The 17,167-nt window shown below is 59.3% G+C and carries 20 protein-coding genes; 15 read left to right on the top strand and 5 right to left on the bottom strand.

Annotated features, from left to right (window positions below; translation table 11 throughout):
* The first annotated feature begins 110 nt into the window (after positions 1 to 110).
* The 9 genes from xdhA (at position 111) to C8265_RS16875 (ending at position 11,831) form a co-directional block, all read left to right on the top strand.
* Positions 111 to 1,511, top strand: coding sequence for a xanthine dehydrogenase small subunit (gene xdhA / locus C8265_RS16915; protein WP_108485211.1), 1,401 nt, complete (start codon positions 111 to 113; stop codon positions 1,509 to 1,511).
* The gene (gene xdhB, locus C8265_RS16910) at positions 1,508 to 3,961 is read left to right on the top strand and encodes a xanthine dehydrogenase molybdopterin binding subunit (protein ID WP_108485210.1); all 2,454 of its coding nucleotides are present in this window, start codon (positions 1,508 to 1,510) and stop codon (positions 3,959 to 3,961) included. The genes xdhA and xdhB overlap by 4 nt, the downstream gene beginning before the upstream one ends.
* 166 nt (positions 3,962 to 4,127) lie before the next feature.
* The gene (locus C8265_RS16905) at positions 4,128 to 5,657 is read left to right on the top strand and encodes an ABC transporter ATP-binding protein (RefSeq protein ID WP_108485209.1); all 1,530 of its coding nucleotides are present in this window, start codon (positions 4,128 to 4,130) and stop codon (positions 5,655 to 5,657) included.
* Positions 5,658 to 5,693: 36 nt separating this feature from the next.
* Complete coding sequence (locus tag C8265_RS16900; RefSeq protein ID WP_108485208.1) at positions 5,694 to 6,779, top strand: ABC transporter permease; 1,086 nt, start codon at positions 5,694 to 5,696, stop codon at positions 6,777 to 6,779.
* Positions 6,776 to 7,705 (top strand): ABC transporter permease, encoded by a 930-nt coding sequence (locus C8265_RS16895; protein WP_206050360.1) that lies wholly within the window; start codon positions 6,776 to 6,778, stop codon positions 7,703 to 7,705. Before C8265_RS16900 ends, C8265_RS16895 begins: the two co-directional genes overlap by 4 nt.
* Before the next feature lie 99 nt (positions 7,706 to 7,804).
* Positions 7,805 to 8,878 carry a BMP family ABC transporter substrate-binding protein gene (locus C8265_RS16890; protein ID WP_108485207.1) on the top strand — a complete coding sequence of 358 codons (1,074 nt, stop codon included), beginning with the start codon at positions 7,805 to 7,807 and terminating at the stop codon, positions 8,876 to 8,878.
* 113 nt (positions 8,879 to 8,991) lie between these two features.
* Positions 8,992 to 9,927: an aldo/keto reductase gene (locus C8265_RS16885; RefSeq protein ID WP_108485206.1), complete on the top strand. Its 936-nt coding sequence runs from the start codon at positions 8,992 to 8,994 to the stop codon at positions 9,925 to 9,927.
* Positions 9,924 to 10,994: an NAD(P)/FAD-dependent oxidoreductase gene (locus tag C8265_RS16880; protein ID WP_108485205.1), complete on the top strand. Its 1,071-nt coding sequence runs from the start codon at positions 9,924 to 9,926 to the stop codon at positions 10,992 to 10,994. The genes C8265_RS16885 and C8265_RS16880 overlap by 4 nt, the downstream gene beginning before the upstream one ends.
* Positions 10,995 to 11,042: 48 nt before the next feature.
* Positions 11,043 to 11,831: a glycoside hydrolase family 25 protein gene (locus C8265_RS16875; RefSeq protein WP_108485204.1), complete on the top strand. Its 789-nt coding sequence runs from the start codon at positions 11,043 to 11,045 to the stop codon at positions 11,829 to 11,831.
* Between the two features lie 9 nt (positions 11,832 to 11,840).
* Here the strand turns inward: C8265_RS16875 and C8265_RS16870 are convergent, their stop codons facing one another.
* The gene (locus C8265_RS16870) at positions 11,841 to 12,020 is read right to left on the bottom strand and encodes a hypothetical protein (protein WP_108485203.1); all 180 of its coding nucleotides are present in this window, start codon (positions 12,018 to 12,020) and stop codon (positions 11,841 to 11,843) included.
* A 232-nt stretch (positions 12,021 to 12,252) separates the two neighbouring features.
* Between C8265_RS16870 and C8265_RS16865 the strand changes: the two genes are divergently transcribed.
* Positions 12,253 to 12,438 carry a PLD nuclease N-terminal domain-containing protein gene (locus tag C8265_RS16865; RefSeq protein ID WP_108485202.1) on the top strand — a complete coding sequence of 62 codons (186 nt, stop codon included), beginning with the start codon at positions 12,253 to 12,255 and terminating at the stop codon, positions 12,436 to 12,438.
* Positions 12,439 to 12,461: 23 nt separating this feature from the next.
* Complete coding sequence (locus C8265_RS16860) at positions 12,462 to 13,373, top strand: YihY/virulence factor BrkB family protein (protein ID WP_108485201.1); 912 nt, start codon at positions 12,462 to 12,464, stop codon at positions 13,371 to 13,373.
* Here the strand turns inward: C8265_RS16860 and C8265_RS16855 are convergent.
* Entirely contained in the window at positions 13,366 to 14,094 is a 729-nt protein-coding gene (locus C8265_RS16855; RefSeq protein WP_108485200.1) for a Crp/Fnr family transcriptional regulator, read from the bottom strand. The two genes, C8265_RS16860 and C8265_RS16855, sit on opposite strands and share 8 nt — an antisense overlap.
* Before the next feature lie 86 nt (positions 14,095 to 14,180).
* On the opposite strand from C8265_RS16855, the gene C8265_RS16850 reads away from it, so the two are divergent.
* Entirely contained in the window at positions 14,181 to 14,522 is a 342-nt protein-coding gene (locus tag C8265_RS16850; protein ID WP_108485199.1) for a hypothetical protein, read from the top strand.
* Here C8265_RS16850 and C8265_RS16845 read toward each other — a convergent pair.
* Positions 14,509 to 14,829 carry a phage holin family protein gene (locus C8265_RS16845; protein ID WP_108485198.1) on the bottom strand — a complete coding sequence of 107 codons (321 nt, stop codon included), beginning with the start codon at positions 14,827 to 14,829 and terminating at the stop codon, positions 14,509 to 14,511. The genes C8265_RS16850 and C8265_RS16845 overlap by 14 nt on opposite strands.
* A gap of 3 nt (positions 14,830 to 14,832) precedes the next feature.
* The gene (locus C8265_RS16840) at positions 14,833 to 15,144 is read right to left on the bottom strand and encodes an ElaB/YgaM/YqjD family protein (RefSeq protein ID WP_206050359.1); all 312 of its coding nucleotides are present in this window, start codon (positions 15,142 to 15,144) and stop codon (positions 14,833 to 14,835) included.
* Between the two features lie 170 nt (positions 15,145 to 15,314).
* Between C8265_RS16840 and C8265_RS16835 the strand changes: the two genes are divergently transcribed.
* Positions 15,315 to 15,479: a DUF1328 domain-containing protein gene (locus tag C8265_RS16835; RefSeq protein ID WP_108485196.1), complete on the top strand. Its 165-nt coding sequence runs from the start codon at positions 15,315 to 15,317 to the stop codon at positions 15,477 to 15,479.
* Positions 15,480 to 15,535: 56 nt separating this feature from the next.
* Here the strand turns inward: C8265_RS16835 and C8265_RS16830 are convergent, their stop codons facing one another.
* Positions 15,536 to 16,363 carry a response regulator gene (locus C8265_RS16830; protein ID WP_108485195.1) on the bottom strand — a complete coding sequence of 276 codons (828 nt, stop codon included), beginning with the start codon at positions 16,361 to 16,363 and terminating at the stop codon, positions 15,536 to 15,538.
* A gap of 103 nt (positions 16,364 to 16,466) precedes the next feature.
* On the opposite strand from C8265_RS16830, the gene C8265_RS16825 reads away from it, so the two are divergent.
* Together C8265_RS16825 and C8265_RS16820 are read left to right on the top strand one after the other, a co-directional pair.
* Entirely contained in the window at positions 16,467 to 16,616 is a 150-nt protein-coding gene (locus C8265_RS16825; RefSeq protein ID WP_108485194.1) for a NepR family anti-sigma factor, read from the top strand.
* The gene (locus C8265_RS16820; RefSeq protein WP_108485193.1) at positions 16,609 to 17,166 is read left to right on the top strand and encodes an RNA polymerase sigma factor; all 558 of its coding nucleotides are present in this window, start codon (positions 16,609 to 16,611) and stop codon (positions 17,164 to 17,166) included. The genes C8265_RS16825 and C8265_RS16820 overlap by 8 nt, the downstream gene beginning before the upstream one ends.
* Position 17,167: the final 1 nt, after the last annotated feature.

Here is a 17,167-nt window from a genome sequence, read left to right as displayed (position 1 = left end):
CCGCCGCCCAATCCGCGCTTTGCTGTTACAAAGGGTCGCACCACTGCTTTACGCCGCATCGGGCAGCGGTGCGTTGGCCCCCAGGGAACAGAACGCGGCGGATCAACGTGATGAGCATTTCGTTTCTTCTGAACGGGGAAACCGTGACAGTGGCCGATCAGCCCGCCACACGCACGCTGCTGGATTGGCTGCGCGATACCCGGCGCCTGACCGGCACCAAGGAAGGCTGCAACGAAGGCGACTGTGGCGCCTGCACCGTCATGATCAGCGATGATCGCGGCCACCGCGCTCTGAACGCCTGTATCCTGTTCCTGCCGCAACTTGACGGCAAATCAATCACCACCGTCGAAGGCATCACCGGCCCCGACGGCGAATTGCACCCGGTGCAAGAGGCGATGATCGACCATCATGGATCGCAATGCGGGTTCTGCACGCCGGGTTTCATTGTTTCCATGGCCACGGCGCATCTGAATGGCCGCACCGATCATAATGATCAACTCGCCGGAAACCTGTGCCGCTGCACCGGCTATGCTCCGATCATCCGCGCCGCAACCGCCGCGCAGGACAAACCGATCCCCGATTGGCTCGCCCCCATTTCTGTTTCAAAAATATCCTCGGGGGGGCGGCCAAAGGCCGGGGGGGCAGACAGCCCCCCAGCCCCCTATCAACCCAAAACCACCGATGATCTGGCGCGCTGGTACGCCGATCATCCGGACGCCACGCTGATCGCCGGGGCCACCGATGTGGGCCTGTGGGTCACGAAACAGCACCGCGATCTGGGCGAAATCGCGTTTTTGAACGGTATCGACGACATGCGCGCGATCACCGTCAGCGATACCACCATTCGCATCGGCGCAGGGGCGACCCTGTCGGATTTGTGGCCGGTGATGGCCACGTACCACCCCGATTTTGCCGAAATGATCCGCCGGTACGGCAGTGTTCAGGTGCGCAATGCCGCCACCGTGGGCGGCAATATCGCCAACGGCTCGCCGATTGGCGACAGCCCCCCGGCCTTAATCGCCCTGGGGGCCACATTGCATCTGCGCCACGGCGACACCCGGCGCGATATCCTGCTGGAAAATTTCTTCATCGACTATGGCAAACAAGACCGCGCACCAGGCGAATTTGTTGAGGCGGTCAGCTTTCCGCGCCAAAAGGACCGGTTGAAATGCTATAAAATCTCAAAACGGTTCGATCAGGACATCAGTGCCGTTTGCGGCTGTTTCAACATCACGGTTCAGGACAATCGGGTCACCGGTGCGCGCATTGCCTTTGGCGGCATGGCTGGCACACCAAAACGCGCGCATAATGTGGAACAAGCGATCATCGGCCAGCCCTGGGGCGCCGAGGCGGTGGCCGGGGCCTGGGATGCGTGGGCCCAGGATTTTCAACCGCTCAGCGATATGCGCGCCAGCGCCACCTATCGTCTGGATGTCGCGCGCGGCCTTTTGACCCGCTATCTGCTTGAGGATCTGGGCGGCACCACACGGGTACTGGAGGTGCGGGCATGAATAACCAACGCTCTCCTGATCCGGCGACGAAACCGCTACCCCATGATGCGGCGCGCCTGCATGTGACCGGCACTGCGCGCTATGTCGATGATATTCCGGTGCCCGGCGATTGTCTGCACCTGGCCTTTGGACTGGCCACGGTGGCCCACGGCCAGATCACCGCGCTGGACCTGAGCGCAGTGCGCGCCGCCCCCGGCGTGATCGACGTTTTGACCGCCGCCGATCTGCCCTTTGCCAATGATGTGTCCCCCTCAATCCATGATGAGGAATTGTTAGCAAGTGAGACGGTGCATTACATCGGTCAGCCCATTTTTGCAGTGATCGCCAACAGCCATCTTGCGGCGCGCAAGGCGGCCACTTTGGGGCGCATCGATTATACCGAACGTCCCGCCATCCTGACCATTGACGCCGCTCTTGCCGCCAACAGCCGGTTTGAGGACGGCCCGCGCATCTATGGCAAAGGCGACGCAGAAGCCGCCATCGCAGCGGCCCCGCATCTGTTGACCGGCCAGATCGAAATTGGCGGGCAAGAGCATTTTTACCTTGAGGGGCAAGCGGCTCTGGCCCTGCCGCAAGAGGGCGGCGATATGGTGGTGCACTCCTCATCGCAACACCCCACCGAAATTCAACATAAAGTCGCCGAGGCCCTGGGCATTCCCATGCACGGCGTCCGGGTCGAAGTGCGCCGGATGGGCGGCGGATTTGGCGGCAAGGAAAGCCAAGGCAATGCCTTGGCGGTGATCTGTGCCGTGGCGGCGCGGCGCACCGGACGGGCCTGCAAAATGCGCTATGACCGCGATGACGACTTCACCATCACCGGCAAACGCCATGATTTCCGCATCACCTATCGCGTGGGTCATGACGATGCGGGGCGGATCCTGGGTCTTGAGTTTGTACAATACGCGCGCTGTGGCTGGGCACAGGATTTATCACTGCCCGTGGCCGACCGGGCGATGCTGCATGCCGATAATGCCTATCTGCTGAACCATGTGCGGATTGAAAGCCACCGGTTGAAAACCAACACCCAAAGCGCCACGGCCTTTCGTGGTTTTGGCGGCCCACAAGGCATGGTCGGGATCGAACGGGTGCTGGATCATCTGGCCCATGTCGTGAGGCGTGACCCGTTGGAGGTGCGGCGGTTGAATTTTTACGCGCCTGCGTCTGGGGATAGCGTGGAAGGGGGGCTGTCTGCCCCCCCGGCCTCTGGCCGCCCCCCCGAGGATATTTTGAGCAAGAAAAAACCGGGCGACGGTGATCTTGCCTCGCGCGGGGCGACGGGCGACATGGCGGCTGAGGGGGATTTTGAGCCGGGTGAAGATGTGCAAACCACGCCCTATCACATGCCAGTGACCGATTTCATTTTGCATGAAATGGTGGACCGTTTGGTTGAAACGTCGGATTATACGGCGCGGCGCGCAGCGGTGGCCGCCTGGAATGCTGAACAGCCGGTGTTGAAAAAAGGCATCGCGCTGACGCCGGTGAAGTTTGGTATTTCCTTCACCCTGACCCATCTGAATCAGGCCGGCGCCTTGGTGCATGTCTATCAGGACGGGTCGATTCACATGAATCACGGCGGCACCGAAATGGGCCAGGGCCTGTTTCAAAAGGTTGCACAGGTGGCCGCGGCGCGGTTTGGGGTGGATGTTGCGGCCGTAAAAATCACCGCGACAGATACCGGCAAGGTACCAAACACCAGTGCCACCGCCGCGTCATCGGGCACGGATTTGAACGGCATGGCGGTGCAGGCCGCCTGTGACACGATCCGTGACAGGATGGCGGAGTTTCTGGCCGGGTTGCATCAGGCAAAACCCGGCACGGTGGTGTTTTCGGGCGGGCAGGTTCGCGTGGCCGATGCCCGGTATGATTTCGCCGAGGCAGCGGCGCTGTGTTATCAGAACCGCGTTTCCCTGTCGGCGACGGGGTTTTATGCCACGCCTGATATATCCTGGGATCGGATTGCCGGGCGGGGGCGGCCGTTTTTGTATTTCGCCTATGGCGCCGCCGTGACCGAAGTGGTGATTGACACCTTGACCGGGGAAAACCGTATATTGCGCGCCGATCTGTTGCACGATGCGGGCGCGTCGCTGAACCCGGCGCTGGACATTGGTCAGATCGAAGGCGGCTATGTGCAGGGCGCGGGATGGCTGACCACGGAAGAGTTGGTATGGGACGATGCGGGCCGTCTGCGCACCCATGCGCCCAGCACCTATAAGATACCGGCCTGTTCCGATCGGCCCGAAATCTTTAACGTCGCGTTGTGGGATCAACCGAACCGGGCGGCAACGGTGTACCGCTCAAAGGCCGTGGGTGAGCCGCCGTTGATGTTGGGCATTTCGGCGTTGATGGCACTCGGTCATGCGGTGGCGGCCTGTGGCACCACCTATCCGGCACTGGATGCGCCCGCGACCGGCGAACAGGTTTTGCGCGCGGTACAACGGGTGCAGGAGTGACGTTTGATTTGCCGCAAATTCCCGCTTTCACCCCACCCCGACACGGCCCGATCCCCCGCCCGACAAACTGCCCGGGCGCGAAAATAGACCCGGTTTTCAAAACAAAGACCGTTGCCTCGTTTTCAGGACTGGGCCAGAAGGAACCTTTAGCAGCGAGGGCGCACGCGTGACACAAACCGCTGAACTATTGCGGATCGACGGATTGACCAAGGCCTATCCTGGTGTCGTGGCCAACGACAATGTCGGGTTTAGCGTGGCACCGGGCAAGGTGCATGCACTGCTTGGCGAAAACGGGGCGGGCAAATCCACACTGGTCAAAATGATCTATGGTCTGGTGCGCCCTGACAGTGGCACGATGCATCTGCGCGGTGCGCCCTATGCCCCGGCCACGCCCAATGCGGCGCGCGCGGCAGGCGTGGCGATGGTATTTCAACATTTTTCCCTGTTCAATGCGCTGGATGTGGCCGAAAACATCGCCCTGGGCATGGAGAACCCACCGCCCCGGCGCACCCTGTCGGCGCGGATCCGCGAGGTCAGCCATGAATATGGCCTGCCGCTTGATCCGACCCGGCAGGTGGGCGAGTTGAGCGCCGGGGAGCGCCAGAGGATCGAGATCATCCGCTGCCTGTTGCAAGATCCGAAACTTCTGATCATGGACGAACCCACCAGCGTTCTGACCCCGCAAGAGGTTGAGATCTTGTTCCGCACCCTGCGCCAATTGGCGGCCGAGGGCACGGCGATTCTGTATATTTCCCACAAGCTTGAGGAAATTCGCGACCTGTGCGACGGGGCCACGATCCTGCGGTTGGGGAAAGTCGTGGCCAATTGCAATCCGCGCGAAAAATCGGCGCGGGAATTGGCCGAATTGATGGTGGGGCAAACATTGCACACGCCGTCACGCGACGCGCGCGATGCGGGCGCACAGGTTCTGTCGGTGCAGGGGCTGTCATTGCCCGCGGCCCATGCCTTTGGCACGGCGCTAAAGGATATCGCGCTGAACCTGTGCGCGGGCGAAGTGTTGGGCATCGGCGGGGTGGCCGGAAACGGACAGGATGAACTGTTGTCGGCCCTGTCGGGCGAGATGGTGACAACCCCCGGTGCAATCACCCTGAACGGCGCGCCCATCGGCGACAAAGGCCCCAACGCGCGGCGCGCCCTTGGGCTGCTTACCGCCCCGGAAGAGCGTCTGGGCCATGCCGCCGCCCCGGATATGAGCCTGACGGAAAATGCCATGCTGACCGGCGCACAGCGCAAGAACCTGGTGCACAACGGGTTTCTGAACTGGCGCGCGGCGCGGCAATTTGCCGAGGATATCATCAAGAAATTCGATGTGCGCACCCCCGGCCCCGGCAATGCGGCGCGGGCCCTGTCGGGGGGGAATTTGCAGAAATTCGTCATCGGGCGCGAGATTTTGCAACACCCCGGCGTGCTGGTCGTGAACCAACCCACATGGGGCGTCGATGCCAGCGCCGCTGCTGCAATTCGCCAGGCTCTTCTGGATCTGGCCGACCAAGGTGCCGCCGTCATCGTGATCAGTCAGGATCTGGACGAGCTGATGGAAATATCCGACCGGTTTTGCGCCATGAACGAAGGCACCCTGTCGCCCGCCCGCCCCGCGCAAGGGCTGAGTGTTGAGGATATCGGCCTGATGTTGGGCGGCGCACATGATATGGAGGTGGCCCATGTCGGCGGCTGAATTTTCCGAACAATTCAACACAACGGGGGGCTGCCGATGATCCGGTTGGAAAAACGCCCCGAACCCTCAAAGGTATGGACAGTGGCAACGCCTTTGGTTGCCGTGCTGCTGACGATGGTTGCGGGTGGGATCATGTTTGCATTGCTGGGCAAAGACCCGGTGGCGGCGATCCGCACGATATTCTGGGATCCTTTGTTTGATCCGCAATTTGCCGGATATTCCCGCCCACAGCTTTTGGTCAAGGCGGGGCCTTTGATTTTGATCGCGATCGGTCTGTCGCTGGGGTTTCGCGCCGGGGTCTGGAACATCGGGGCCGAAGGGCAATACATCATCGGCGCGATCTGTGGCGCATCGGTGGCGTTGGCGTTTTATCCGGCGGATTTGTGGATCATCTTTCCGCTGATGGTGGCGGCCGGGGCGTTGGGCGGATTTGCATGGGCAATGATTCCGGGGATATTGCGCACACGGTTCAACACCAACGAGATTTTGGTATCGCTCTTGCTGGTTTATGTGGCCGAACAAATCCTTGCCTCGATGGCACTGGGCCTGTTGCGTAACCCCGAAGGTGGCGGATTTCCGGGCAGCCGGAATTTGCAGCAATACGGCGCTGCATCGAACCCCGAATTGATTGCGGGCACGGGCATGCATTGGGGCGTGGTGGCGGCGTTTATCGCGGTGATCTTTGCCTATATCCTGTTGAACCGGCATATGACCGGGTTTCACATTCGTCTGGCCGGGCAAAGCCCGCGGGCGGCACGGTTTGCCGGGGTGAACCCTGCACGCCTTGTTTTGTTGTGCCTTGGTCTCTCGGGTGGGTTGGCGGGATTGGCCGGCGTGTTCGAAGTGGCCGGCCCGGCGGGCCAGATCAGCATTGATTTCAACATCGGTTATGGGTTTACCGCCATTATCGTGGCGTTTTTGGGGCGGTTGCACCCGGTGGGCATTTTGCTGGCGGGACTGTTGATGGCGCTGACCTATATCGGGGGCGAATTGGCGCAATTCATGCTGGGCCTGCCGGCGGCGGCGATTCAGGCGTTTCAGGGAATGTTGCTGTTTTTTCTGTTGGCTGTTGATGTATTGACCAATTACCGCGTGCGGATTGGCAAGGGGGCGACGGTATGAACTTGGGCGCGATTGATCCTGTATTGCTGATTGCATCGCTGATGGTGGCCTCAACGCCGATTATCCTGGCAGCACTGGGCGAATTGGTGGTGGAAAAATCCGGGGTTCTGAACTTGGGGGTTGAGGGCATGATGATCACCGGTGCGATCTGCGGCTTTGCCGTGGCGGTTGAAACCGGATCGCCGGTTCTGGGCTTTGTTCTGGCGGCGGTTGGCGGCGCGGTCATGGCTTTGATCTTTGGGATACTGACCCAATATTTGCTCAGCAATCAGGTGGCGACCGGGCTGGCGCTGACGCTGTTCGGGTTGGGGATTTCGGCAATGATCGGCCAAGGTTATCGCGGCATCAAACCGCCCGCGACACCCAAGTTGGACATGGGCCCGCTGAGCGATCTGCCGGTGGTCGGGCGGATTTTGTTCAGCCACGATTGGATGGTGTATTTCGCCCTTGCCCTTGTCGCCGCTGTCTGGGCGTTTTTGAAATTCACCCGCGGCGGGCTGATCTTGCGCGCGGTCGGGGAAAGCCATGATGCGGCCCACGCCCTGGGATACAAGGTGGTGCGCATTCGCCTGGCCGCCATTGCCTTTGGCGGGGCCTGTGCGGGCATGGGCGGCGCCTATATCAGCCTGGTGCGCGTGCCCCAATGGACCGATGGCATGACCGCCGGTGCCGGCTGGATCGCGCTGGCGATTGTGGTATTTTCCAGTTGGCGCGCGGGCCGTGTTTTGCTGGGCGCCTATCTTTTTGGCGGCATCACCGTGTTGCAATTGAACCTGCAGGCGGCGGGCGTGCCGGTGCCGGTTGAAATACTGTCGATGTCGCCGTTTGTGATTACCATCATCGTGCTGGTCATCATGTCGGCCACGCAAAGGGGGGCCGCCGTTGCACCCGCAATGCTGGGCCGGATTTTCCATGCCTCATCCTGAACCTATGGAAATCCTTGTGGGAATTGTAACATCACGCTTGCCCAACACACCGAAAACCAATCATGGTACTATCGAAAACGTATTAAGGGAGTCGCAAACATGAAACGCAGAACACTTTTGGGCGCCACCGCTGCGCTTGCCGTATTGGCCACGGGCGCATTCGCCCAAACCGACAAGGTGAAAGTCGGATTTGTTTATGTCGGGCCGATCGGTGATGGCGGATACACCTATGAACACGATCAGGCCCGCCTGAAGGTTATCGAACATTTTGGCGACAAGGTCGAAACCGTCTATCAGGAAAGCGTGCCCGAAGGCGCCGACGCCGAGCGGGTGATGACGCAAATGGCGCTGTCAGGAACCGATCTGATTTTTGCCACCTCGTTCGGATTCATGGACCCGGCTGCCAATGTTGCGGCAAAGTTCCCGAATGTGAAATTCGAGCACGCCACCGGATACAAGACAGCCCCCAATCTGGCCATCTACAACGCCCGTTTTTACGAAGGGCGCGCTGTTCTGGGTCATATCGCGGGCAAGATGACCAAGACCAACAAGATCGGCTATATCGCGTCTTTCCCCATTCCCGAGGTCCTGCGCGGCATCAATTCGGCCTATATTCATGCCAAAAAGGCCAATCCTGATGTCGAATTCAATATCATCTGGGCTTACACGTGGTTTGACCCCGCCAAAGAGGCCGACGCCGCCAAGGCCCTGATCGAACAGGGCAACGACGTTCTTTTGCAGCACACGGATTCAACCGCGCCCCACGCCGCCGCCCAAGAGGCCGGTAACGTGATCGCATTTGGTCAGGCTTCGGATATGGCCGAATACAAACCCATGCCACGCGTCAGTTCGATCATCGACAACTGGGCCCCCTATTACATCGACCGCGTTCAGGCGGTGATGGATGGCACATGGGAAACGTCAGACACCTGGGACGGTATCGCACCCGGAATGGTCGAAATCGGCGAGATCACCGGCATCCCTGAAGATGTGAAAGAAGAAGCTCTCGCGCTGAAGGACAAGATCGCCGCGGGCGAGTATCATCCCTTCACCGGACCGCTGAACAAGCAGGACGGCAGTGTATGGTTGGCCGAAGGCGAAACCGCCGAGGATGGCGCGCTGCTGAGCATGGATTTCTATGTCGAAGGCATGAAGAGCGAAATCCCCAACTAAGCTGACGGTGTTTTGAATTTGGGGCGCGCCGGGCAACTGGCGCGCCCTTTTTTATTTGAACACGACCTGACGGGGGGCTGTTCAAACCATGTTTGGCATGGCACCTTTTGGCCATGACACATTCATTCACCGCGCCAAATGGCGCCCCGCTTTCCCGGTTTTGTTTTGGCGCCATGCAATTTGGCGGCAAGGCGGACGCCACCCAATCACGCGAAATGTATGATGCCTGCCGCGCGGCCGGGATCAACTTTTTCGATACCGCCTATGTTTATACGGGCGGCGAATCCGAACGGCTTTTGGGGCAGTTTGCGGCGCAGGATCGTGATCAGCTGATCATCGCCACCAAGGTGGGGTATCAGGGCGGCGGTGGCCGCGACAACCTGCGCGCCAGCTTTGCCGAATGTCTGGACCGGCTTAAAATGGACCGGGTCGAAATATTATACCTGCACCGCTGGGATGATGAAACGCCGGTTGAAGAAACCTTCGAAACCCTGGCCGAATTGCAGCAGGCGGGCAAATTCGATCATATCGGCGTGTCGAACTATGCCGCCTGGCAAGTGATGAAAGCACAGGCCGTCGCGGCGCAATTCGACACCCGGATCGCGATGTTTCAACCCATGTACAACCTCGTCAAACGACAGGCCGAGGTTGAGATTTTGCCCATGGCCCAGGCCGAAGATATTGCCATCGTGCCCTACTCCCCCCTGGGTGGCGGCCTTTTGACAGGGAAATACGCCGCAGGGGAAAGCGGGCGTTTGGCCGATGATGCCAGATATAAGACACGCTATGGTCAACAATGGATGCTGGACGCCGCCGCCGGATTGGCCGAAATCGGGCGCGACATCGGGGTGAACCCCGCCACCTTGGCGGTGGCCTGGGCCGCGCGCCATCCGGGTGTTACAGCCCCGATCATCAGCGCGCGCAATGTGGAACAGTTGCAACCGTCGCTGGATGCATTGTCGTTTGAAATGAACGATGCGCTTTATGCGCGCCTGTCTGCGCTGTCGCCCACACCGCCCCCTGCCACCGACCGCCTTGAGGAAGCATGAGCGATATCATCGTTATCGGTGGTGGCATTGCCGGCGTATCGGCGGCCGCTGCGCTGTCACGCGATGCGCACGTGACACTGATTGAGGCCGAACCGCACCTTGCCTATCACGCGTCGGGGCGGTCGGCGGCGATGTTTTTGCAGGATTACGGCAATGACACGGTGCGCGCCCTGAACCGGGCCAGTGCTGCGCATCTGCACGACAACGGCATTCTGCGCCAACGCGGCGTGATGTTGTTGGCACGAACCGACCAGCACGACAGTTTTGTCATCGAAAATGCGGCATTCGGCCTGACCGAACTGGATCTGGATACGGCGCAATCGCTGTTTCCGATCCTGAACCGCGCCAGTGTGGCCCATGCGGGATATCGCCCCGATGTGCATGATCTGGACACCGATCTGTTGATTCAGGGGTATCGCAAACAGGCTTTGGCTCAAGGTGCGGTGTTTGAAACCGGCGCGCGGATCAGCGAAATTCACCGCGACCAGGGCCGTTGGCATGTAACCTGGCCGGGCGGCAGCGCACAGGCCGATATGTTGGTGAATGCCGCCGGGGCCTGGGCCGACAACGTGGCACAGATGGCCGGGGTCACGCCCTTGGGTCTGCAACCCTATCGCCGGTCAATGGCGGTGATGGCCCCTCCGGGCGGGCATGATGTTACCGATTGGCCGTTCGTCGACGGGGTGGATGAGGGCTGGTATGCCAAACCTGACGCCGGGCAATGGCTGGTGTCCCCCTGCGAAGAACACGCCCTGTCGCCTCAGGATGCCTGGGCCGACGATATGGTTCTGGCCGAAGGGTTGGAGCGGTATCAGGAGATGGTCACCGAACCCGTCACCCGTATCACCCACAACTGGGCCGGGCTGCGCACCTTTGCGCCGGATCGCGCGCTGGTGATTGGCGCTGATGGGCAAGTGCCGGGGTTTTACTGGCTTGCCGGGCAAGGTGGATATGGGTTTCAGACCGCACCCGCCGCCGCGCAATTGCTGGGCGATCTGGTGAACGGGCGCCCCCCCATGTTAGAGGCGTCGGCCGTTGCCGCACTTTCGCCCCGGCGGTTTGCCTGACCCTCGGTTGGGCATTGCCGCGCGCCGTTGAAACGATAGGGTGATCCCATGCGAATCCTGTATATCATCCTGGCACTGACGCTTGTGGCCTGCGCGCCGCGCCCGGCCCCTGTGGGCATGGGGCAAGGCGGGCCGTTTCCCGCCGCCACACGCGCCAATTTCAGCGATGCCGATCCGCACCCCTTTACCGGGCGCAACCCCGGCGGGTACCGCGTGCATGGGATTGATGCGTCACGTTGGCAGGGGGCGATTGATTGGCCGACCGCCCGGGCCAATGGCGTGAATTTCGCCTATCTCAAGGCGACAGAGGGCGGCGACAGACGCGATCCGAAATTCACCGAATATTTCACCGGCGCACAGCGCGCAGGCGTGATCCCGGGGGCCTATCACTTTTTCTATTTCTGCACAGATGCCCGCACACAGGCCCGGTGGTTCATTGAAAACGTACCGCGCACGCCCCGCGCCCTGCCCCCGGTTCTGGATCTTGAATGGAACCACCGATCACCCACCTGCACCAACCGCCCCTCGCCCGACCATGTCCGCCGCGAGGCGCGGATTTTCATCGACATCATCGCGCGCCATTACGGCCAGCGGCCCGTTATTTATACCACACCCGATTTCTGGGATCGCAACGCCATCGCGCAACTGGGCGAGGAAACCTGGCTTCGCGCGGTCGCCGATCATCCGTCAAAGGTATATCCCGGCGCGCGCTGGACGTTCTGGCAATATTCCGGCACCGGCCTTGTGCCGGGAATACAGGGCAAGGTTGATCTGAACACCTTTGTCGGAAGCCCCGCCGATTGGCAGGCCTGGCTGGCCGCGCGCACATTGCGCTAGGGGCGCGGCTCAGTCGTCTTTCCAGACGATGAAAAAATGATACGCCGTCAGCCCGGCAAGGGCGGCGAATATCATCGCCCAGACATGCGCCCCCATCGACAGTTCGAACATGGCCCAAAGTGCGCAAAACGCAGTAATGGCGATGCGCCGCCACAGAGGTTTGTAAAACGGGTGGTCAAATTTGAACATCACAACAGCCTTGTTTTCCGGTCATCATCGCCTTGTCTATCGCAGATCGCCCTGGCCCCGGACACTGGAAACTTCACAGCCATTGTCCCCCTGCCCGACAGTCCCTGAAAAATCTGCACAGGATAACAGCCCCTGTTCGACCCCGGTCAGGGCCACGTCGCGGGCACAACCGGAACCCGCAGGGCGCCACAGGCGTTTGATATTCAACAGTCGTTTGACAGGAGAAAGAGTTATGTTGGATATTGGTGGTATCGGAGGATTAATCGTATTGGTGTTGGATATTTGGGCGCTGATTTCTATCATCAGTTCGCGCAACAGCACCGGGAATAAGGTTTTGTGGTCACTGTTGGTGCTGATCCTGCCCATCATTGGCTTTATCATCTGGTTCTTTGCAGGCCCGCGTGGTCAAACCGCCTAAGGAACTCACCCAAAGGAGCGGCAATGAACCAGACGATCAAAATCTGGTGGCGGGCAAGTCTGGCCGTTTTCAATGGAATGCACGAATTGAACCTCGGCCTGATTGCGGCCGGGGTTGCTTTTTATGCGATGCTGGCAATTTTTCCGGCGGTTGCGGCGGTGATCGCGCTTTGGGGCATCGTGTCGGACCCGGCCATTGTCGAAGCGCAGCTCAGCCTTCTGGTTGAATTCATGCCGCCCGAAGCATTTGTGATACTGGACGATCAGGTGAACCGCCTTGTCAGTGGCAACAGCAGCGCGTTGGGTTGGGCGACGGTCATTTCAACCGTTGCCGCGCTTTGGTCAACCCGTGCCGGGGTGGCCGCGCTGATCCGGGGTCTGAATGCGATTTATCGTATCCCGAACCGAACCAGTTTGCGCCAGATCCTGGTTGCCTTTGGCATGACGCTGGCGTTGGTCGGTGTGTCGCTGGTGGCGTTGGCCTCGGTGGTGATTGTGCCGATCTTGTTGGTTCTTTTGCCGCTTGGGCCGCTGACACAGCTTGCCTTGTCCAGCGTCAGTTGGCTGATCGCGCTCAGCGTTGTGTTGATGGGCCTGAGTTTGATTTATCGCTTTGGCCCCAATCGGCGCGGCCATCGGCCCCGGTGGTTTACCCCCGGTGCGGTGGTGGCGATGCTGATCTGGGCGGCGGCGTCTTATGGGTTTTCCTATTATCTGGCCAACTTTGGCAAATATAACGAAATCTATGGCACGTTGGGCGCGGTCATTGCATTGCTGATGTGGCTCTATCTCAGCGCCTATGTGGTTTTGTTGGGTGGGTTTTTGAACGCCGAACTTGACAGGGCCAAACGCGCGCTATCGGATCAACCCGTAAACACCGCGCCCCTGCCTGATCCCTTGGCCGGCGAAGAGGCGGCAGGCGACGCAATTACATGATCGGGCGGATCATCGGCTGTTCCAGATCAATTTGCGCCACGCGCGCCAGTTCAACAAGGTTGGGAATACGCAGGCGGCCCTCGGCCCAATGCACCAATTGCCGTTCGCGCAACCGGCCAAGGGTTTTATTGGTATGCACCAATGACAGACCCAGGGCATCGGCGAAATCCTGTTGACGATAGGGAAGCCGCATTTCAGGCCCGCGCGTCATTTCCAACGCTTCGGCGCGCTGGAATATGCGCACAAACGCCCAAGACAGGCGTTCTGTGGCTGTCATCTGACCGATGGTCGCCAGGGCTTCGCCCAAAAAGTTCTCTTCGACTGCCGCCATCCAGGTCAGATCAAAGGCGCGCGCGGGCGTGGTTTTGAACATCGACCACAGGTCTGATCGGCTGAACACGCAGAGTTTCATTTCTGTCGTGGCTTCGATCGAATGGCGCATTTCGCCCATCACACCGGCCTGCATTCCCAGAAAATCACCCGGGAAAACGAAATTCAAAACCTGCCGCTTGCCGTCTTCCATCGTTTTATAGCGCAGGCCAAGCCCGGAAAACACCGTGAACAACTGCGGAGAATTTGCGCCCTCCATCAACAGCTGGGTGCCTGCCTCAACCTCCAATTCGCCAACCTTGAACCGGGTCATGAAGGCGACTTCATCCGCGCTCATCGGTGCAAAAAGCGAGCGCTTGCGAAGCGGACAGTGTTTGCAGGACGTCGTCATATAATTACCCAGCTATGTCATAGTTTAATGCACCACCCCATAAGGTGCGCCATAGTGTGGGTATGAAACACATTAGAAATTTTAGCATGAACAAAATTATTATCCTCGAACGTCAGGCCGTGATCGCACAGGATCTGGCCGAAGCAATCGCCAGCGTGCTGCCGGATGCGGTCATCAAGATTTCGATGTCTGCCGCCGACGCAATGCACGACACTCTGTATGATCTGGCCTTTGTCGCGGGTAATTTTGGCAATATCGAAGGCCAGCCCGCGTGGCAATGGATGCACAATCGCGCCGGGCGTTCGGTTATCGTGGGCGCAATGGATGACCGCATGGCACAGGATACGCCGGATATCGAAACCCTGGCCTGGCCATTTACCGAAGACAGCCTCGGGCCGATCCTGGGGCGGATTGTCACCGCCTCATAGTTTTCCCGGCATTGACGCCGTTCATGAATGCCGTGATCAGATCGGCCTGCTTCACCGCCTTGGGCGAAGGGGGCGGGGCGTAACGCCGGGGCCGACGGGACGCGACGGCAATCAGGATCAGCCCACCACCCACATACAACAGGCCCAGTATCAGCGAAGCCATCATGGCGCCGTTTGCAACCGCAATTGCCAGCCACAGGGCCGATGACAAAAAGCCCAGCCCGACCACCAGACACAGGAAACCCGCCGCACCGAATGCAGTGCGGCGGGCAGCGTCCTTGGCCCGTTCAATCCATAACGTCAGCATGACCTAGCGGCGCGCCGTCATCAGGCCAACCAATACGCCAACACCTGCGGCAATCCCCAACGCCGTGCCCGGGTTACGGCGCACATAATCTTCGGCATTTTCAAATCCGGCTACGGCCTGGCTCTGAAACTCGGCGATCTGCGCCTCGCCTGCGGCGCGGGCGGCATCGGCACGCTGGCGCACGGTTCCGGTCAGTTCCTGACCTTTTGCCTTGCTCAGGTCGGTGATGGTTTGCGTCAGCTTCAGAATATCTTCTTTCAACTCATCGACCTGTTTGCTCAGATCTTCGGTCGTTGGGGTCTTGGCGTTTGCCATGAATCGAATCCTTTCGGTAATCTTTGTCGGTATGTTTAACATAGGAAACGCGCCCGGCGCGATATGGTTCCGATGTTTGTTTTAAAAACCCCCGGAACCCGCCGATTGCATTTGTTGTTGTAAGAGCAACGCCCTGTTCAGGGCTTCACCCTTTCAAAAGGAGAAACCCCATGCTTGGTTGGGCTCTTACATTTCTTGTTGTCGCGTTGATCGCGGGCGTGTTCGGTTTTGGCGGTATCGCCAGCGCCTCGGCCGGGATTGCGCAAATACTGTTTGTTATCTTCCTGGTTCTGTTTGGGATTACCATGATCGCGCGGGGGATAAACCGCAACTGATCAAACCCTGCAGGCCGACAAATGCCCACCCGGAATGATCCGGGCGGGCATTTTTATCAGACGGGCGCCTTCAGGGTTTCCGTGCTGGAAAAGAACATCGCCTGACTGACGGCTGATCGCACCTGTTCTTCGGTATAGGGTTTGGAGATCAGGAAGGCTGGTTCAGGCTTGTCACCTGTCAGCAGACGCTCGGGGAAGGCGGTGATGAAGATCACCGGAATATCATCAAACTGCGCCAAAAGATCGGCAACCGCATCAATACCCGAAGAGTTATCAGCCAACTGAATATCTGACAAAATCAGATCGGGGCGGTTTTGCGTGCCCAGATCGACCGCCGCCTTGCGGGTGCGGGCGATGCCGGTCACTTCGTGGCCCATTTCGGTGACGATGGAATGAATATCCATCGCGATGATCGCCTCATCCTCGATGATCATGACCTTGCCGGTCATTGATGCCTGCATTTCACGGATCGCTACATCGACCAATTCGCGGGCCTCATCCGTGGTGACATCGATGATCTGACCGATTTCCTGAAATGTGAATTCCTCGATGGTTGACAGCAACAGCGCCTCGCGGGTGTTGTTGGTCAGCCCTGCCATGTGATCCAGCGCGGCAGATTCAAGCCGGGTTATCGGATCTTCGGTGTCGGCCGTGGGCGCACCGGCCGTGGCCCAGATCAGATGGAAGGCACGAAAAAGTGCCACACGCGGCTGCATTGCATTGTCAAAAATCGAACGCTCGACCAATATAGCCTCAAGCGTGGCGGCAGCATACCGATCGCCGGTTTCCTGGCTTCCGGTCAACGCCCGGGCATAACGGCGCAAAAACGGAAGGTCACTGCCGATTTGTTCAGAAAGCTCGGCCGAGGAGGGTGCGGTATTCATACGAATGTCGTCCTTTAAAAAAAATCGTCGTCGTTGGGAACTAAACCCAATCTGACGCAGTTGGTTCCGTACGCGCGTAACTTTTTAACGGAATATGTTTAGCATGACCCGCCACAAGGACACATCCGACCTGATGAAACAAATCGATGAAAATTTGCGTCGGGTCTATCAAGAGACTGACAAAACCGAAGTGCCGGATAGATTCAAGGATTTGTTAGACAAACTTCGCACGCAGGATACACCGAATGACTGACCACCCCGATCCCCGGGACGAGTTGGTTGATCACCTTCCGGCCCTGCGCGCGTTTGCCATGTCGTTGACCCGCAATTCATCTGCCGCCGATGATCTGGTGCAGGACACGATTGAAAAAGCGTGGAAAAACATCAAATCCTTCACCCCCGGTACAAATTTGCGGGCCTGGTTATTTACCATTCAGCGCAACGCATTCTATTCCGGCCGCCGCAAGGTCAAACGCGAGGTTGAGGATGTCGATGGCGTCATGGCCTCGACCCTGGCAGAAAAACCGGCCCATGACGGGCGGTTGGCCATGAATGATTTTCGCAAGGCATTTGAAAAACTGCCCGATGAACAGCGCGAAGCGCTGATGTTGGTCGGGGGGGCCGGTTTTGCCTATGATGAGGCGGCCGAAATGTGCGGCGTTGCCGTGGGCACGATCAAAAGCCGCGCCAATCGGGGCCGCAAACGCCTGGCAGAATTGCTAGAGCTGGCCGAGGGCGAAGACCCCACAATTTCGGACTCAAATACCGCCTCGGTGCTGGCGGCGTCATCACTTTCCTCTTGAT

Source organism: Oceaniglobus ichthyenteri (assembly GCF_003057885.1).
GTDB lineage: Bacteria > Pseudomonadota > Alphaproteobacteria > Rhodobacterales > Rhodobacteraceae > Oceaniglobus > Oceaniglobus ichthyenteri.
This window is presented reverse-complemented; position numbering and strand designations above follow the sequence as displayed.

Bases quoted from the DNA above. Each gene is read 5' to 3' on its own strand.
- C8265_RS16855 (WP_108485200.1), bottom strand. From the start codon at position 14,094: ATGACGACGTCCTGCAAACACTGTCCGCTTCGCAAGCGCTCGCTTTTT.
- C8265_RS16900 (WP_108485208.1), top strand. From the start codon at position 5,694: ATGATCCGGTTGGAAAAACGCCCCGAACCCTCAAAGGTATGGACAGTG.
- C8265_RS16860 (WP_108485201.1), top strand. From the start codon at position 12,462: ATGAACCAGACGATCAAAATCTGGTGGCGGGCAAGTCTGGCCGTTTTC.
- C8265_RS16840 (WP_206050359.1), bottom strand. From the start codon at position 15,144: ATGGCAAACGCCAAGACCCCAACGACCGAAGATCTGAGCAAACAGGTC.
- C8265_RS16845 (WP_108485198.1), bottom strand. From the start codon at position 14,829: ATGCTGACGTTATGGATTGAACGGGCCAAGGACGCTGCCCGCCGCACT.
- C8265_RS16870 (WP_108485203.1), bottom strand. From the start codon at position 12,020: ATGTTCAAATTTGACCACCCGTTTTACAAACCTCTGTGGCGGCGCATC.
- C8265_RS16890 (WP_108485207.1), top strand. From the start codon at position 7,805: ATGAAACGCAGAACACTTTTGGGCGCCACCGCTGCGCTTGCCGTATTG.
- C8265_RS16875 (WP_108485204.1), top strand. From the start codon at position 11,043: ATGCGAATCCTGTATATCATCCTGGCACTGACGCTTGTGGCCTGCGCG.
- C8265_RS16865 (WP_108485202.1), top strand. From the start codon at position 12,253: ATGTTGGATATTGGTGGTATCGGAGGATTAATCGTATTGGTGTTGGAT.
- C8265_RS16830 (WP_108485195.1), bottom strand. From the start codon at position 16,363: ATGAATACCGCACCCTCCTCGGCCGAGCTTTCTGAACAAATCGGCAGT.
- C8265_RS16850 (WP_108485199.1), top strand. From the start codon at position 14,181: ATGAACAAAATTATTATCCTCGAACGTCAGGCCGTGATCGCACAGGAT.
- C8265_RS16835 (WP_108485196.1), top strand. From the start codon at position 15,315: ATGCTTGGTTGGGCTCTTACATTTCTTGTTGTCGCGTTGATCGCGGGC.
- C8265_RS16825 (WP_108485194.1), top strand. From the start codon at position 16,467: ATGACCCGCCACAAGGACACATCCGACCTGATGAAACAAATCGATGAA.
- xdhB (WP_108485210.1), top strand. From the start codon at position 1,508: ATGAATAACCAACGCTCTCCTGATCCGGCGACGAAACCGCTACCCCAT.
- C8265_RS16895 (WP_206050360.1), top strand. From the start codon at position 6,776: ATGAACTTGGGCGCGATTGATCCTGTATTGCTGATTGCATCGCTGATG.
- C8265_RS16820 (WP_108485193.1), top strand. From the start codon at position 16,609: ATGACTGACCACCCCGATCCCCGGGACGAGTTGGTTGATCACCTTCCG.
- C8265_RS16880 (WP_108485205.1), top strand. From the start codon at position 9,924: ATGAGCGATATCATCGTTATCGGTGGTGGCATTGCCGGCGTATCGGCG.
- xdhA (WP_108485211.1), top strand. From the start codon at position 111: ATGAGCATTTCGTTTCTTCTGAACGGGGAAACCGTGACAGTGGCCGAT.
- C8265_RS16885 (WP_108485206.1), top strand. From the start codon at position 8,992: ATGACACATTCATTCACCGCGCCAAATGGCGCCCCGCTTTCCCGGTTT.